The 16,199-nt window shown below is 40.7% G+C and carries 14 protein-coding genes; 4 read left to right on the top strand and 10 right to left on the bottom strand.

What is annotated here, in order from left to right; genetic code table 11:
- Position 1: 1 nt before the first annotated feature.
- From BN3456_RS12510 to BN3456_RS12500, 3 genes are read right to left on the bottom strand one after another with little or no spacing between them, the layout of a single operon-like run.
- A complete protein-coding gene (locus tag BN3456_RS12510) occupies positions 2-829 on the bottom strand; it encodes a carbohydrate ABC transporter permease (RefSeq protein ID WP_089984558.1) in 828 nt (275 codons plus the stop codon).
- Positions 822-1,712: a carbohydrate ABC transporter permease gene (locus BN3456_RS12505; RefSeq protein WP_089984556.1), complete on the bottom strand. Its 891-nt coding sequence runs from the start codon at positions 1,710-1,712 to the stop codon at positions 822-824. Before BN3456_RS12505 ends, BN3456_RS12510 begins: the two co-directional genes overlap by 8 nt.
- A 30-nt stretch (positions 1,713-1,742) precedes the next feature.
- Positions 1,743-3,044 carry an ABC transporter substrate-binding protein gene (locus BN3456_RS12500; protein ID WP_089984554.1) on the bottom strand — a complete coding sequence of 434 codons (1,302 nt, stop codon included), beginning with the start codon at positions 3,042-3,044 and terminating at the stop codon, positions 1,743-1,745.
- A gap of 314 nt (positions 3,045-3,358) precedes the next feature.
- Between BN3456_RS12500 and BN3456_RS12495 the strand changes: the two genes are divergently transcribed.
- The 3 genes from BN3456_RS12495 to BN3456_RS12480 all read left to right on the top strand — a co-directional run bounded on the left by BN3456_RS12495 (position 3,359) and on the right by BN3456_RS12480 (position 7,379).
- A complete protein-coding gene (locus BN3456_RS12495; RefSeq protein ID WP_089984553.1) occupies positions 3,359-4,882 on the top strand; it encodes a response regulator in 1,524 nt (507 codons plus the stop codon).
- Positions 4,882-6,639 (top strand): sensor histidine kinase, encoded by a 1,758-nt coding sequence (locus BN3456_RS12490; RefSeq protein ID WP_089984551.1) that lies wholly within the window; start codon positions 4,882-4,884, stop codon positions 6,637-6,639. Before BN3456_RS12495 ends, BN3456_RS12490 begins: the two co-directional genes overlap by 1 nt.
- A gap of 179 nt (positions 6,640-6,818) precedes the next feature.
- Entirely contained in the window at positions 6,819-7,379 is a 561-nt protein-coding gene (locus tag BN3456_RS12480) for a biotin transporter BioY (RefSeq protein WP_089984548.1), read from the top strand.
- 4 nt (positions 7,380-7,383) lie between these two features.
- Here BN3456_RS12480 and BN3456_RS12475 read toward each other — a convergent pair whose 3' ends face one another.
- The 6 genes from BN3456_RS12475 to BN3456_RS12450 all read right to left on the bottom strand — a co-directional run bounded on the left by BN3456_RS12475 (position 7,384) and on the right by BN3456_RS12450 (position 13,539).
- On the bottom strand, positions 7,384-9,534 hold the full coding sequence (locus tag BN3456_RS12475; RefSeq protein ID WP_089984546.1) for a Tex family protein: 2,151 nt from the start codon (positions 9,532-9,534) through the stop codon (positions 7,384-7,386).
- 168 nt (positions 9,535-9,702) lie between these two features.
- Positions 9,703-10,212, bottom strand: coding sequence for a ferritin (locus tag BN3456_RS12470; RefSeq protein WP_089984545.1), 510 nt, complete (start codon positions 10,210-10,212; stop codon positions 9,703-9,705).
- Positions 10,213-10,279: 67 nt separating this feature from the next.
- On the bottom strand, positions 10,280-10,837 hold the full coding sequence (locus BN3456_RS12465) for an NADPH-dependent FMN reductase (protein WP_089984543.1): 558 nt from the start codon (positions 10,835-10,837) through the stop codon (positions 10,280-10,282).
- Positions 10,838-11,197: 360 nt separating this feature from the next.
- Entirely contained in the window at positions 11,198-11,953 is a 756-nt protein-coding gene (locus tag BN3456_RS12460; RefSeq protein WP_089984541.1) for an amino acid ABC transporter ATP-binding protein, read from the bottom strand.
- A 42-nt stretch (positions 11,954-11,995) separates the two neighbouring features.
- Complete coding sequence (locus BN3456_RS12455; RefSeq protein WP_089984539.1) at positions 11,996-12,814, bottom strand: transporter substrate-binding domain-containing protein; 819 nt, start codon at positions 12,812-12,814, stop codon at positions 11,996-11,998.
- Positions 12,815-12,876: 62 nt separating this feature from the next.
- Positions 12,877-13,539: an amino acid ABC transporter permease gene (locus tag BN3456_RS12450; protein WP_089984538.1), complete on the bottom strand. Its 663-nt coding sequence runs from the start codon at positions 13,537-13,539 to the stop codon at positions 12,877-12,879.
- Positions 13,540-13,872: 333 nt separating this feature from the next.
- On the opposite strand from BN3456_RS12450, the gene BN3456_RS12445 reads away from it, so the two are divergent.
- Positions 13,873-15,216 carry a serine hydrolase domain-containing protein gene (locus BN3456_RS12445; RefSeq protein ID WP_242862878.1) on the top strand — a complete coding sequence of 448 codons (1,344 nt, stop codon included), beginning with the start codon at positions 13,873-13,875 and terminating at the stop codon, positions 15,214-15,216.
- On the opposite strand, the gene BN3456_RS12440 is transcribed toward BN3456_RS12445, so the two are convergent.
- Complete coding sequence (locus BN3456_RS12440; protein ID WP_089984536.1) at positions 15,211-16,092, bottom strand: YitT family protein; 882 nt, start codon at positions 16,090-16,092, stop codon at positions 15,211-15,213. The two genes, BN3456_RS12445 and BN3456_RS12440, sit on opposite strands and share 6 nt — an antisense overlap.
- Between the last annotated feature and the right edge of the window lie 107 nt (positions 16,093-16,199).

Genomic DNA, 16,199 nt, shown 5'->3' with positions numbered 1-16,199 from the left:
CTTATGCCTTCACAGCTCCCATCATACTATTTACAAAATTCTTTTGCATTACAAAGAAAATAAACGCAGAGGGAAGTGTCGTGATGATGATTCCTACCATAATCATACCATAATCCGGGGTATATGCGGTACCTAGTGAACTAATTAATAGAGGAAGGGTTCTTTGATCTTTTGTCTGTAGGGAAATCAATGGCCACATATAATTATTCCAGCTTGACATAAATGTAATAATCGCTGCCGCCGCATAGGTAGATTTCATCATTGGCATATATATTCTCAAAAAAATACCAAATTCACTAAGTCCGTCAATTCTTGCTGACTGTATTGTTTCCATCGGGAAGTTTTTTGTGTTCTGGCGAAAAAAGAATACCAGAAAAGCAGTACTCAATGCAGGAAGAACTACACCGACTTTTGTATTCAAAATCCCCATTTTACTGAACATTTTGAACATAGGAATAACAAGGGATGATGTAGGCACCATCATGGACAGCAAAATGAATGAAAAGAAGAATTCCTTTCTTTTACTCTGGAATACAACAAACCCATATCCCGCAAGAGAGCACACAAACATACTTAAAGTTGTAATAAATAAGCTGAGAATGGCTGAGTTGCGAAGACACAACAGCAAATCTCCGGCACTCAATAAATTTCTGATGTTTATCATAAGCTGGTTTCCAAATGTTAATTTTCCCATTGTAATATCCATACTTTTATTTGTTGCCCCAATCAGCATCCAGACAAATGGAAATAGCGATATAAACGAGATAACCAATAAAAATAAATATTGCCCCACTTTACTTATTCCTTTTTTCATCCTGCTCTTAGTCATTTTTATCACCACTCACTTTCGTCTGAATCAGAGACAATACTGCCACCATAAAAAAGATTGCATAAGACACGGTCGCGGCATAGCCAAAATCCGGTGCATATTTAAAAGATAGATTATATATATATTGTGATATGGATATTGTGCTATTGGCCGGTCCCCCATTTGTAATATTCACTACCTCATCAAAAATCTGTAAGGTGCCTGTCGTAGACATTATTGCAGTCAAAAGGATCACTGGCTTCAGAAGTGGAACTGTAACATATCTGAACTTTTGAAATGCCCCTGCTCCGTCAATTTCCGCCGCCTCATAGATTCCTCGGTCAATGTTCTGCATGCTGGAAAGATAGAAAATCATATTATATCCTGTCCATCTCCATGTGATAGCCGCAATAATGACCACTTTAGCCCATACCGGATCCAAAAGCCAGGGTATTGCCCGATCAATTATTCCTGTCCCGAGCAGTGCTTTATTGATAATACCGTCTACGGCGAACATGCTCTTGAATAGAAGCGAATAAGCTACCAGGCTCGTGACACAGGGAACAAAGATAGCTGTCCTGAAAAAGCCTCGCCCCTTTAGCTTTGGGTTATTCAACATAGACGAAATCACTAGAGCCAGCAAAAGCATAATCGGCACCTGTATGACAAAATAAAGGATTGTATTTTTAGTTGAACTGATAAACATAGGATCCGCAAATAATCGTTTATAATTGTCCATCCCTGCAAAAGTAACTACGCTTCCTTTACCCTTCTGAAGCGACATAATAAATGCATTTATCATTGGCCAGAGTGTCAGCCACAGGAACAGTACAATGGATGGGACTACAAAAGCCCATCCATTGAGTTGAAAGCGGATTTTCGATGCACTGTCTTTTTTCTGCATATTTTTACTCCATTTTCTAAAACGTTTTTATTACTGGTCAATCTGCTGTTTAAGAAGCTTTTCTGAATCTTTCAGCATATCCGGAATATCTTTCATCCCACTCACAACTTCACTCATGCCTGAAACCAGCACTGTATCCGCCTCATCTGAATATACGCCAACTCGGATCGGAGGTACACTCTGTGCCCATTCAGCAAAGTTCTTCCAGATTTTTTCTCCCCCAAAATACTCAACTTCCTGATTATATGCTTCGGAGTCCTGCGCCGGTTTATAGGCCCCTATTGCCCCTATATCCATCAGGATTGTTTCGTAAAATTCTACATCATTAGCGAAAATTTCATTTAGGAAATCTGTTGCAATATCTGCATTTTCAGAATTCTTCAAAACAAGCCAATTAGAACCTCCTCTATTTCCATAGTTTGTTCCGCCGTCCACATCTAGTCTGGGCATCCGTGTAACTCTCCACTGACCTGACTGGTCATCCTGTGCAGTAATGGTAGGTACAATCCAGCATCCGCTTACAATAGAAGCCACGTCTCCATTATTCAGTGCGGAGGCCATTTCTCCCCATCCTGTTGTAAGCTTAATGATTTCATTGTCCATCATAGATTTATATATTTTCGCTCCTTCCGCTATAACTGGGTTATTGGCAATATTTACAGTGCCGTCTTCTTTAAAATACCATGTTCCGGAGGACTGCATGAAATCTCTCATAATCGTCATAGAGTTTGGATCGAGAGTCATCATATCTTTTCCGGTTGCCTCTTTAACCTTTTTCCCGATTTCAATATATTGATCCCATGTAATATCTGTCAATTGATCTTCTGTAATACCGGCCTTATCCATATAATCTTTTCTATAGAAAAGACCCTCTGTACCGATGTCAAAGGGAACACCATAGACGCCTCCGTCCAGAGTCAGAACCTGTACCTTATAATCTGCAAAATTATTAAAATCAACCTTGTCCTTCATATCCAGGAACTCTCCCGGGTAAGACTGCAGATATTTTTGTACATTGGCATCCTCACTCAGAACAATCTCCGGAAGCCCGTCTGCTATTCCTGAACTTAAGTTTGTATTAATTTTCTGAGTAATATCGTCATAGGCATATTCCATAACTTCAATGTCTACATCATTGTGTTTTGCCTCATAACGTTTTGCTGCTTCCTCCATAACCGGAATATTATACTCTACATCCCATGCCCACACTGTTACTTTCTTTTTCCCGTTGGATTGCTTTTCCTTTTCGGTATCAGATGATTTTCCACACCCCGCCAAAAGCCCCGCCGTCATTGTCATCACTACTATTGCCGAAATCAGTTTCCTTTTCATAAATTCCTCCTCATTTCTATGATTTTTATAACCTTACACATTTACATACTACACAAAATTTGTTTCAATTTATAGTATATTTTCGGTGTATTTTTATTACTTTTTTCCGATACATCTTCTTCTGTTTTTAATTATCTGACTCTTTTTGGTTTTTCTTATTTATTTTGTTTTGCAAGGCTTCTTCTCGATTCTTTTTTTCTGCTATGCTATAATATTCTTACTTGGCAAAGTATTTTTGAGCTTAGTATTTACGGTATAATTGTGAAAATCTTCTGTAATTTGATCAAGGATGAAGGGAGGCTTCTGCAGAACATATGAAAAAGTTACTGATTATTGATGATGAATTTATCTTCCGGCAAGGACTGCGGTATCTTTTAGACTGGGAATCCTGCGGCTACACAATCATCAGCGAGGCGTCTAACGGCAAGGAAGGATTGGATGCCCTAGGAAAATATAAGCCGGATTTAATTCTCTGTGACGTTGTTATGCCCGTTATGAATGGAGTGGAGTTTGTCAGGCGGGTACATGAAGCAGGTGGCCCTCCGGTTATTATGCTCAGTAACTTTGATGAGTTTGACAAAGTCAGACGTGCGTTTCAGTATGGGGCTTCAGACTATCTTCTAAAGAACAAAATTTCAAGCGAGGCTCTTTTAAAGTGTCTGGAGCGTTTTTCCTTCTCGCTGGAATCCGCCTCACCCAAAAGAAGTGAAAAATCCTTTTCCCTGCTGGCACGACAAGTACTGGACGGGTATGTCGCCCCGCCATATGAAGAATTTCAAAATTATATTCACAGTCGTTTTCTTCCTGTTCAGACATTTCGACTGCTCTACATACACAACCCGCTTCCCGATTTCAAGGATGAATATCATTTTCATGAGAATCTGGAAACTCTGCTGCCCGACAACAAATTTTGCTGCGCCTTTACTACACAAAACCATGGCGTTTGTTTGATTGGCTGTCCGTCCGGGCTGGAACTTGAAGAAACGGGAGGTTTTCTTTATCGACTTAATGAAATCGCACCACATACAAGCTGCGTACTTAGCCTTCCTTTTCTTGATATTTCACTCTTTCCGGCAAAAGCGGAGCTACTTTATGATTTATCAAGTTACTCCATTTTGTTTGAAGATAGACTGTGTTTTTATGAATCGGAACTGTCTGCCGCTTCTGAGTCCGCTCCTGCCTTTGCCACAGATATCTATATGCAGTATGTTCATTCCTGCCGCTTTAAGGAGGCTTATTCCTTTCTGTCAGAATATCTTGATACATTAAAGAACACACCCCGCATGAAGCCTCTCAATTTTAAAAAATTTCTGGAGTATACCTTTTATATATCTATCCAGAGTGCACGCAAATCTGCTCCAAATTGTACAGACTTAAATTATATTGAAATTCATTTTTTTAAGTCCCTGGATTCAGCTCTTTCATTCCGGGATGTAAATGCATTATTAGAGAAAGCTTATCGTGGATTGGCTCTTTGCATAGCTGAAACTAACTGCATGGATTCGGAATCTCATATTTCCATCATGCATAAATTTCTGGAGGAGAATTATGCAAATCAGATTACTCTCTACGATCTGGCGAATTATTTGCATATGAATTATTCCTATTTGTCTACATATATCAGTACAAATACAGGACGGCATTTCAGTGAATATCTAAACGATATCAGAATTCGTCATGCAAAGGAATTTCTCATACAGACCGAAGAAAGTATCAGTTCTATCAGCACTACAGTGGGATATACCGATCAGAGTTATTTCGGTAAAATTTTCAAGAAACTAGTCGGCATTCCTCCCCTGCAGTACCGAAATATTAAACGGAAGGGAGATACTACCTGATGCATAAACAAAAATCTATTCTTTTTATGCTGCTGCTTCCAATATGTATAAGCACCCTGATTCTTCTTTCCTTATGCGCAGGAACCATGACTGCTCTTTATCTAAAACAGGTTAAAAATACAGCAATTGATTCTAACCTGGAAATTCTAAACCAGACATCTGCCAGCCTGGGACTTTTACATAATCACCTTGCAAAGGTAGCGTACAATATCCGCCAAAAACCATACCTGGAAAATTTGTTAAAAAAACCTATTTCCACTTCTGCTGATGAATATTCCATAAGATTACAACTTGGTAAACTGTTCACTGATAACCCTGCTGCCATGGTGGATTACGATATAGTTGTCTTCGGTATAAATGGTATCGCAGTCAGCTCCGGAAATGGTGGAGTTACTATGACTTCTGAAAAATTGATGAATCTGCCTGTTTTTTTGCGGTCAGCCTCCTCCTCTACAATCGCCTATGATTCTCAATCGACAGGTGTTTCCTATTCTACAAGAAATTATTCTGTTATTATTGGCTGTCAGTCATTACTAACTTCAGATAATACACCCTATGGCGGCGTTATGATTGTAATTAAGGAGAGCAGTCTTCGGCAATTCTACCAAAGCTTTCTTAACAAAAGTACCAACATTGTGCTTCTGTCGAATACAGGTACCGTACTGTCCAGTAATATTACATCTGAAATTGGTCAAAAAAATCAGCGGCTCCTAAAACTGGCCCATGAAAATGAAAAGAATGGCTCTCCTTACGTTCAGACCTCCCAGGATGAGATAATACTTTCAGATTATCTGATGTATTATAACTCCTATATCATCAGCCATATTACGCCTTCACTTTTATTTCAGTCCTATCCGCCCCCGATAGCAATGATTTTATTGATTCCAATTACCCTGGGACTGCTAATTGTAACAATAATGCTTATTATCCGCCAGAACCTGAAACCACTAAAACATCTGGCAAACCACATGGCATCGTCATGCGACATCCCCTCCCCCATTTCCATGCATGGTTCCACAGAAATGGATATGATTTCAGATGCCTATAACAATATGGTCGAAAAGCTGAAAGTTTATCTCATCCAACTTGAACAGGCTTATGAAAAACAACGCCGTGATGAATTGGATTTACTTCAGATGCAGATTAACCCTCATTTTCTATACAATACGTTGGACAGTATTAAACACATGGTAAGCATACACAATCAAAAGGATGCATACAAAACAATTGATTCCCTGATTTCACTGTTAAGAAGTACGCTTGGAAAGACAAATATGATGGTGAGCCTGCAGGAGGAAATTGCAAATGCAGAAAATTACATTTCGATTATTGAACCTCGTTATGGCGGAGAAATACATGCTGAAATTACCGCTGATAATTCTTGTCTGAACTACCAAATACCAAACCTGCTTCTTCAGCCATTAATCGAAAATGCATTTTTTCATGCTTTTCAAGTGTCAAAAAGAGGGTCAATTCGTGTTTTCTTTTATCTCTCTTCTGATACACTTTCCTGTGATGTAATAGATAATGGCGATGGTATCCCTGCCGAACAGCTGCAGACCCTTTTTTCTCAAGATACTAATCATCTTTCTGTCACTAAAATCGGAATTATAAATGTCAAAAAAAGGCTGGAAATTCTTTTTCCCGGGAGGAGTGAATTTACCATTACAAGTGACGCAGGATTTGGAACCTGTATCAACTTTTCTTTTCCGGCAAAAGAATATACGAGGAACAACAAAAAGGATGATCCCCGTTAAAAATGGACAGCCCCTTATTCAAAAGAGCCTCACTTATAAGTCATATTATAATTATACTTTTTCATTGTTAACCAGAATTTATTATTGGTTGACAATCTTTTTAATTTCTTTTATACTGATAAACTATAATAGAACAAAAGGGAGTCCGGTTTCCCAGACCCCCAATAAAGGAGATTTATATGAATAATCTATCCCAAAATAGGCCCTCTATGTCCGCACAAAATCTTGCACTTGTTGGCGTTATGACAGCCGTGACTTGTATTTTAGGTCCGATTGCAATTCCTCTGCCTGTCAGTCCTGTTCCCATAACTTTTACGACTCTTGCCATTTATCTGGCTGTCTATGTGCTGGGAACAAAATACGGCACTATAAGCTGTATTCTCTATCTGCTCCTGGGAACAGTAGGACTTCCTATATTTTCCGGCTTTTCCGGAGGACCTGCAAAGCTTGCCGGCCCCACAGGGGGGTACCTGGCAGGATTTATTTTCATAGCGCTGATCGCCGGCTTTTTCATCGAATCTTTTTCCGGAAAAATTTTTCCTGCCGTCGCAGGCATGGCAACAGCGACCGCTGTCTGTTATTTGTTCGGAACATTCTGGCTGGCCCGGCAGATGAATCTGACTTTCACCGCTGCTCTTACAATCGGTGTCATACCTTACCTTATCGGAGATACTGTCAAAATCGTTATTGCCGCACTGCTGGGGCCTAAACTTAAGAAAGCCATTGCACGGCTTTCTTAAGGTATCATATTCCCCGCATTGTAAGCTGGATTCTCTTCTTTTTCAAGTCCACGCTCATTACCTTGACATCAACGATGTCTCCTACGCTGACAGCCTCCAAAGGATGTTTTATATATCTATCTGTGATCTGTGATATGTGCACCAGACCGTCCTGGTGCACTCCGATGTCTACGAACACACCAAAGTCAATCACATTACGGACAGTTCCTTTTAGAACCATTCCATCTTTTAAATCCTTCATATCAAGTACATCTGTGCGCAAAATAGGCCGTGGCATTTCATCCCGGGGATCCCGTGCGGGTTTTTCCAGTTCTTTTACAATGTCCCCCAAGGTTATTTCGCCAACTTCCAGTTCTTCCGCTATTTTTTTGTAATCCCTGATTGTCAGTGACAACCCTATCAGATTGCCTCCCGTGATATCCTCCGGTTTGAATCCCTGCTTTTTTAGAAGCTTCTCTGCGGCTTCATAAGACTCAGGATGTACCCCCGTTGCATCCAGGGGATTTTTGCCTCCTGTAATACGCATAAATCCCGCACACTGTTCAAAGGCCTTGGGACCCAGCTTTGGAACCTTCAGCAAGCCTTTTCTATTTAGAAACCGTCCGTTTTCTTCCCTGTAAGCTACTATGTTTTTCGCAATAGCACTTGTGATTCCGGAAACATAGGAGAGCAGCGGGGCAGATGCCGTGTTCAAATCCACGCCTACTTTATTTACACAATCCTCGACTACACCACCCAGGGATTCATCCAGCTTCTTTTGATTCATATCATGCTGATACTGGCCCACACCTATGGATTTGGGATCAATCTTTACGAGCTCCGCAAGCGGATCCTGGAGACGCCTTGCAATAGAAGCAGCGCTCCGCTGTCCTACATCAAACTCAGGGAATTCCTCTGTTGCCAGTTTGCTCGCAGAATATACTGAGGCCCCTGCTTCATTTACAATCACATATTGGACTTTCTCCGGTATTTCTTTCAGAAGCTCCACAATAATCTGTTCCGACTCTCTGGATGCCGTACCATTTCCAACGGAGATCAGGGTAACATGGTATTTTGATATAAGCTTTTTCAAAATATCCTTAGATGCTTTGATTTTTTGCGGTGTTGTAGGAGCCGTGGGGTAGATTACTGTTGTCGCCAGCACCTTTCCCGTGGCATCTACGACAGCCAGCTTACAGCCTGTACGAAAAGCAGGATCCCAGCCCAGAACAACCTGTCCGGCAATGGGGGGCTGCATCAGCAGCTGGTGAAGGTTCTTGCCAAACACCTCTATGGCACCGTCCTCTGCCTTCTCTGTAAGCTCATTTCGGATTTCCCGCTCAATAGCCGGGGCAATTAAACGCTTGTAGCTGTCCTCAACCACAGCTTTCAATATTGGAGTCGTATATGGGTTTTCCTGAAGGATTGTCTTTTTCTCCAGATAGCGAAGGATATCTTCTTCCGGTGCCTCAAGTTTCACAGTCAGTACTTTCTCTTTCTCTCCCCGGTTCAGTGCAAGTATCCTATGTCCGGCCAGCTTTGCAACTGGTTCCTCAAACTCATAATACATTTCATAGACAGACTCAGCCTCCGAGTCCTTTGCCTTAGATGTCAGTTTTCCTTTTCGGGTGGTCATGTCCCTGATCCAGCTTCTGTACTTTGCTTCGTCCGAAATAGCCTCTGCTATAATATCCTTTGCCCCTGCAATAGCTTCCTCTGCAGAAGCAACTCCTTTTTCTTCCGACAGATACTTTTGGGCTTCCAGCTCCAGCGGTTCCTTAATCTGCTGTAACGTAATTAGATTGGCCAGGGGTTCCAGTCCCTTTTCTTTGGCTATCGTTGCACGGGTCCTGCGTTTCGGACGGTAGGGCCGGTATAAATCTTCTACGACAACAAGAGTTTCAGCTGCCAGAATCTGCGCTTTTAACTCCGCGGTCAATTTTCCCTGTTCCTCAATGGAGGATAATACATGTTCCTTCTTTTCCTCCAGATTGCGGAGATAAACCAGTCTCTCATGCAGCCTGCGCAGCTGTTCGTCATTAAGAGAGCCTGTTGCCTCCTTTCTGTATCGTGAAATAAAGGGAATCGTATTCCCTTCATCAATCAACTTCACCGCAGCATCTACCTGCCAGGCTTTAACTTCAAGTTCTTCTGTAATCTTCTGATTAATATTCATACTCCTGTGTACCTTTCTTTTCCAAATATAGAACACAAACATTTTAACACAACGAAATTAAAAAAGAAACCAAAAAGGGGGTCTGACCCTTTTGAGCTCTGTTTTTCGAATTGTCTTAGACAATTCGAAATTCGGCGTCCAAAAGGGTCAGACCCCCTTTTCTTTTTTTTATAAAACGAGTGAAGGTGCTGCGTAAACCCTTGCCTTCAGCTCTGCATCCAGCATATAAAGTCCCTTTGCTTCGCTTCCAAATAAATCCATCTTCTGAATGAGATCGGTGACATTCTTTTCTTCTTCCCCCTGTTCCTTCACGAACCAGTCTAGAAACTGTGTTGTACGGAAATCATTGAGAGATTGTGCTGCACCATAGATATTGTGTATGCTTCCTGTAATATACTTCTCATGATCCAGCGCAGCCTGCAGCGGCTCTGCCATCTCCTTATAGCTCTTATCCGGCTTTCCGACAGCCTCCAGAACTACATTCTCATCATTGTTGTGTAAGTACTGATACATCAACATCGCATGGTCCACTTCTTCTTTCGTCTGAACCTCGAACCAGTTAGCGAAACCATCTAATCCTTTTCCCGAATAGAAATTAGCCATATCCAAATACAAATATGCAGAGTAAAGTTCTTTATTAATCTGTTCATTCAGTAAATCCAATATCTTCTTGTCCATAAAAATACCTCCTCATACCAACGGCAGTGTAATTAAGTCGCAATCCTTCAATAGTTCCTCTGCTATATTATCCTTTAAACTTAGAAACCCAGTCTGTATACGCCTCTGTAGCAGATTTCAAGAAACCTCTGGTTCCCTCGATTATGTTTCCATTTTCATCCAGCAGATCTCCTATGTTGGACAAATATACTTCCGGCTGCTGCATGGTATAAATATTTAAAAATGACAGAACCTGACGCAGATGATGGTTTGCGCCAAAAGCTCCGGTTGCCCCCGGAGAAACACTGACTACGGCTCCGGGTTTACCTGACCAGTTGTTCTGTCCATAGGGTCTTGATGCTATATCAAGAGCATTTTTCAATACAGGTGGAATAGATCGGTTATATTCCGGCGTAACGAAAATATACGCATCCATTCCCTTCACTTCTTCTCTGAATGTTTTCCATGAATTTGGAGTTGTTCCATCATCATCATAATCCTGGTTAAACAGCTCCAACTGATCAATCTTCAGAAAATGCACCTGATAGGATTCGGGAAGATATGAAACAAGTTCTTCCGCTACCTTTTTACTGAACGAATCCCTTCTCGCACTACCTACAACGACACCAATGTTAAGTTGACTCATACTATTTACCTCCGTTTTCTACATTTTTATAATAAACCTTTAAATCTTTCCTACTGCACCATTTGGATCCGCAAGCATGGGAAAATGAAACTCCTGTTCTTTGATTAGTTCTCTTTAACTACCTGAAATTATAGCAGAATTTGCATAATATGTCAATATATAATAATAATAATAATAACTTTTATTACTTCATCCATTTATTTCAAATACAATACCGGCAAAAGCTTCTGAAGTTTTTTCAACTTGAACTCATCTAATATAAATTTGGGACCGTAAAGGGTAAACGGCTCACCCCGCTTATAATGCTCTTTTTTTGTTACTATAATAATAGGAAGGACTCTGCAGCGAGTCCTTCCGGTTTTATGATTCTCTATTTACATAATTCAAAAATTGCTGTAGTCTTGGGTACTCCGGATGATTTATAATCTCCTCCGGTGTCCCGTCGGCCGCAATGCTTCCCTCATCCATAAACAGCACCCTTGTTGCCACATCTCTTGCAAATGCCACTTCATGGGTGACCAGGATCATTGTTGTCCCCTCTGTTGCCAGTCTTTTAATGGTATTCAAAACCTCTACCACAAGTTCTGGATCTAATGCTGATGTAGGTTCATCAAACAACAATATATTTGGATTCACCGCCAGAGCTCTGGCTATTCCGACTCTCTGCTGCTGTCCGCCTGACAACTTAGAAGGGTAAAAATCCTTTCGCTCAAGCATTCCAACCTTTTCAAGTAATTTTAAAGCTGCCTTTTCTGCTTCCTTTTTATTCTTTTTCTGAACCCTGATCGGGGCTTCCATGACATTTTCAAGGGCCGTCATGTTTTTAAAAAGATTATACCCTTGAAAGACCATGGATGAGTGTCTTCGCAATTCAAGTACTTCCCTTTTTGTGTGCGTTTCTGCATCAATACTGACATCGCCGATAGTAATGTTTCCTTTTGTCGGTATCGTTAAATAATTAAGACATCTGAGTAATGTGGACTTTCCTGTGCCGGATGGCCCCAGGATTGCAATAACCTCATTCTTATCAATGGACAAATTAATATCTTTTAATACCTTAGTATCTTTATCGAATTCCTTATATAAATGCTCAATCTTCACAAGCGGTTTATCCATATCAGTAACATTCCCTTTCCCGGTCCGTATTATGCATAGCTGCTATTTCGTAATCAACTTTGTCATATCGGCAAACAGCCACTTTTCTGTAATTTTTGCAATCGTACCATCATCCAGCATATCCTGAAGTTCTTTGTCCACTGCATCGCATAAGGCTTTTCCTTCATCTGTCTTGGGAAAATAATACGTAACATTGTTAGCCAGTAACTTTTCATCAAGCATACGGACTTTTGCATCATTCGCTTCCATATAGTTATTGAACACCGTGACTGCACTTGCCATGGCATCAATTCTTCCCAGAGTAAGATCCTGGCACCCGATGTTTGCCTGTTCATACGTGATAACATCGAATCCAATCTCCTTTGACATTTCATCGAGGATTGTCTGGCTTGCCTGTCCGGATATAATACCCACCTTTTTGTTTTTTAAATCATCAAAGGTCTGGATATCTTTATTATCATCTGCCACTGCAATTGTCTGTGCATCCCCATAGTACGGAATAGAAGGCTGATATTTCTCATTTCGTTCTTCCTTGGCCGCAAAACAGTTTGCCGCAACATCGGCACGTCCCGCATCCAGTTCTCCAAAAACCGAATCAAATGTTGTTTTCTCCACCTCGGCCTTCCAACCGGTGCGTTTTTCAATTTCTGCCCAGATCTCAGCATCAATACCTGTCCATTTTCCATCATTATCAATAAGACTGAATGGCTCTCCATCCCCGCCAGTGACAATTTTAATTGTCTTTGTTTTGCCTGCTGATGTATCTGTATCTTCTACTTCCTTTTTACTGTTTCCACAAGCTGCTGCCAGTAATGACACTGCGCATACTAATGATAATACCATTGCAATTCTCTTCTTCATGATTCATTTGTCTCCTTCATTTTTAATATGTAAAATTTTAAACAACATATGAGTTAAGCTGCTTAATAGGCACTGGCACATTTCTTTTCCAAATATTTATGAGCAAACCCGAGAATACTGATTACAGCCCAATACACAACCATAACTGCTGCATACACTTCAAAGAAACGGAAGGATTTCGCTCCTTCTATCTTCGCAGCTCCCATTATATCTGCAACCCCCACCATAAACGCGAGTGATGACAGTTTAAGCAGATTGATGATATCGTTGAATAATGGCGGCAGCGCTACCCTGACTGCCTGAGGAATGACGATTCTTCGTACCAGTTGAAAATTTGACATCCCCAGTGAATAAGCAGCTTCTTTCTGTCCCTCATCTACGGAAAGCAATGCCCCACGGATACTTTCTGACATGAAAGCACCTTCATTTAAACTCAGCACAATGGTAACTGCCACAAGAGGTGTCATATCCCGAACCATGGTACTGTATACCGCAACACCAAAATAGAAAAAGTAAAGCTGTGCCACAATCGGTGTCCCCCGCATAAGGGAAACATACACTCTTGTAACCGGATATAAAATCTTAACTTTGTAATATGCAATGACCGCAATAATTACGCCCAGAATCAATGCTAAAACAGTCGCACTCAGTGCCAGCTGCAGTGTGACACTTAACTTTGAAGCTATAATCGGCAGAACTTCTAAAAAATAGCTGACATCAAACACCGTATTTTCTCCCCTCCGTAATAATCAATATAATTTATAAAATAAACACTTCTTAGAAGTATACGCGAGTTAGTTATGCTTGTCTAATAGGTTTTTATAATATACGTTCTTTGCTTATTTGCTTTTTGAATAAATACTAACCTACTTTATTTTTTACTGCAAATTCTGTATAATTAAGAAATCATAACTTAAAGTTTTATATTTGCAACTATTGGTTATTTATGTTATTCACTCGTGTTTTAAGGAGAAATTTATGAAAAGGACTATTGCTTTTGTGTTAACAGTACTCTTTTATTCTCAGGATGTACAGCACAAAGTTATGCGCTGACAGATGTGCAGTCTGCAGCAATACAGGGGCTGCTGAAGGATGCCTGCCGTAAATCAGGTGTTCCGGGAATATCAGTCTCAGTCCTTGCGGATGATGAAGTCCTGTACTTTTCATCCGGATATGCAGATCGTGAGAAAAAGCTGCCTGCAAGTGAAAATACATTATATGAGCTTGCTTCAGTCAGTAAAGCTTTTACCGGCATAGGGATTCTGCTGTTAGAAGAGAAAGGACTGCTGTCAATGACTGACCCTATACAGAAATATTTACCCTGGTTTACATTAAAGTACCATGAGAAAACTATGGATATGCAAAACCTTACACTCAATAATTTTCTTCACCATACCAGCGGCCTGACAAATGGCAGGCATACTAAAAATATTCCACGTGGCAATACACCGGATTTACTGCAAAAGACTGTGGAAGTGCTGACAGATGCTGAACTGGCATTTCCACCCGGTGAAAAATATAGCTACGGAACCATTAACTATGATGTATTGGGTTTAGTTATTGCGGTTGTTTCGGGACAAAGTTATGAAGGCTTTATGAAGGAACAGGTATTTAAGCCGTTAGGCCTTCAACAGACTTATGTTTATAAAGAAGAAGCCCGGGCTGCCGGATGGCTGGCCCAAGGCTACCGTTCTACTTTTTTTAAGACAATTCCATATAACGCGCCGGAATACGCCGGTAATAAACCTGCAGGCTACATCATTTCCTGTACAAAAGATATGGCCCGCTGGATGGGCATACAGATGGGCATCGTGCAGGATATACCTAAAGAATTTCACACAGTCATGGAAAAATCCCATCAGGGTGACATGTCTGTAGTGCCTGTCAACGAACTGTATTATGGGGCAGGCTGGTCGGTAAACGCCACCCAGACAATCATAGAACACCCCGGGGGAAACCCCAGCTTCAGCAGCAAAGTAGTCATAATGCCAAAGGACCGTACAGCTGTCTGTCTGCTGACTAACGGCGCAAATACCAATACCAGCCTGGCATTAAAGATTGTAGATATATTAGAAGGCAATCTGGCACAGTCCTATAAAATAAGCAGTACTCAGCTTTTGGACATCATTATGTCATCCATCACAATTATTGCCTTTTTATTGGCCGTTCTCTTATTTTTCTTAAGGTTACGCAAGAGAATAACAAATGAGCGACACCCAATGACAAAAAAAAGAGCAATCGCGATAGGGATTTTACTTCTCATTACGATTGCCCTGTGTATAACATCCTGCGCTCTGGATTGGGAAACGATACTGGTCTGGCAAACATATAGTGTTCTTACAGCTTTGATTTCTTTGACACTATTAACAGCAGGCAGTGCATTCTATATAATAAAATTATAAACTTGTTATATCATTGCGTTTAATACGCTCCATAGTAAATCCGCGGCCGCTTACCTCATTAATTTGCGAAATGGTTATAAAAGCTTTGGGATCAATCGTCAGTATGTGCTCCTTTATGGAATATAATTTGCGGTGCGGGATGACGCAGAGTACACTTTTCTGTTCTTCTTTATCATAACCGGTTTCAACATGTACCATCGTTACCCCTGCATCCAGTTCCTTTAACAACTTTTCGCGGATTTCCTGATAACAGCTGGATATAATAAAGAGCTGAATCTGGGACTGTCCCATCAGCATTACCCTGTTCAATATGATCGTATCCAGAATAAGTGCCAGAATGCCATACATAATCTGCTCAGAATCGGAAAAAAACATCTGCATTCCCAGTACAATAAAATCAACGATATACAATAATATAGCTACGGGAAGGTGGGACCACTTGTTAATTACAAGCGCCAGGATATCGGTTCCGCCTGTAGAAGACCCCACCCGGACAATCAGACCAATTCCTAAGCCCAAGAGAACTCCCCCGTAAATAGTTGCAAGCATAATATTATCGGTCAGACTATCTATTCCGGGAATAGACTGAATGGCCGACAAAAACGCCGGGTAAATAAATGTGCTTGCAATTGTTGCAAAAACGAACTTTTTCCCAAGCGCTAAAGCTCCCAGAACAAATAGGCAGCCATTGATAATTAAAATGATCGTTGACAGCTTTATAGGTGCATAGTGGCTGATCGTAAGACCAATACCTGTTGCTCCTCCCATGATAATACCATGTGGCACAAAAAAAGCCGCAACGGCAAACGCAACTATTAAGTTGCCTAACAATACCCCTAGAATCGTTCCCGCAACTTTTTTCCAATCATTGCTCATCTTTGTTTCCTCCAGATTATACAATTTCGTTTTCATCCATATTATGAGTGAAGCGACAAATGAGATGATATTTTTATCCATAAACCATATGTCCCTTGAAAATTTAA

The sequence above is a fragment of the Clostridium sp. C105KSO13 genome (genome assembly GCF_001517425.1).
GTDB lineage: Bacteria > Bacillota > Clostridia > Lachnospirales > Lachnospiraceae > Muricomes.
This window is presented reverse-complemented; position numbering and strand designations above follow the sequence as displayed.

Bases quoted from the DNA above. Each gene is read 5' to 3' on its own strand.
- BN3456_RS12455 (WP_089984539.1), bottom strand. From the start codon at position 12,814: ATGAAGAAGAGAATTGCAATGGTATTATCATTAGTATGCGCAGTGTCA.
- BN3456_RS12440 (WP_089984536.1), bottom strand. From the start codon at position 16,092: ATGAGCAATGATTGGAAAAAAGTTGCGGGAACGATTCTAGGGGTATTG.
- BN3456_RS12460 (WP_089984541.1), bottom strand. From the start codon at position 11,953: ATGGATAAACCGCTTGTGAAGATTGAGCATTTATATAAGGAATTCGAT.
- BN3456_RS12480 (WP_089984548.1), top strand. From the start codon at position 6,819: ATGAATAATCTATCCCAAAATAGGCCCTCTATGTCCGCACAAAATCTT.
- BN3456_RS12510 (WP_089984558.1), bottom strand. From the start codon at position 829: ATGACTAAGAGCAGGATGAAAAAAGGAATAAGTAAAGTGGGGCAATAT.
- BN3456_RS12465 (WP_089984543.1), bottom strand. From the start codon at position 10,837: ATGAGTCAACTTAACATTGGTGTCGTTGTAGGTAGTGCGAGAAGGGAT.
- BN3456_RS12495 (WP_089984553.1), top strand. From the start codon at position 3,359: ATGAAAAAGTTACTGATTATTGATGATGAATTTATCTTCCGGCAAGGA.
- BN3456_RS12475 (WP_089984546.1), bottom strand. From the start codon at position 9,534: ATGAATATTAATCAGAAGATTACAGAAGAACTTGAAGTTAAAGCCTGG.
- BN3456_RS12470 (WP_089984545.1), bottom strand. From the start codon at position 10,212: ATGGACAAGAAGATATTGGATTTACTGAATGAACAGATTAATAAAGAA.
- BN3456_RS12500 (WP_089984554.1), bottom strand. From the start codon at position 3,044: ATGAAAAGGAAACTGATTTCGGCAATAGTAGTGATGACAATGACGGCG.
- BN3456_RS12505 (WP_089984556.1), bottom strand. From the start codon at position 1,712: ATGCAGAAAAAAGACAGTGCATCGAAAATCCGCTTTCAACTCAATGGA.
- BN3456_RS12490 (WP_089984551.1), top strand. From the start codon at position 4,882: ATGCATAAACAAAAATCTATTCTTTTTATGCTGCTGCTTCCAATATGT.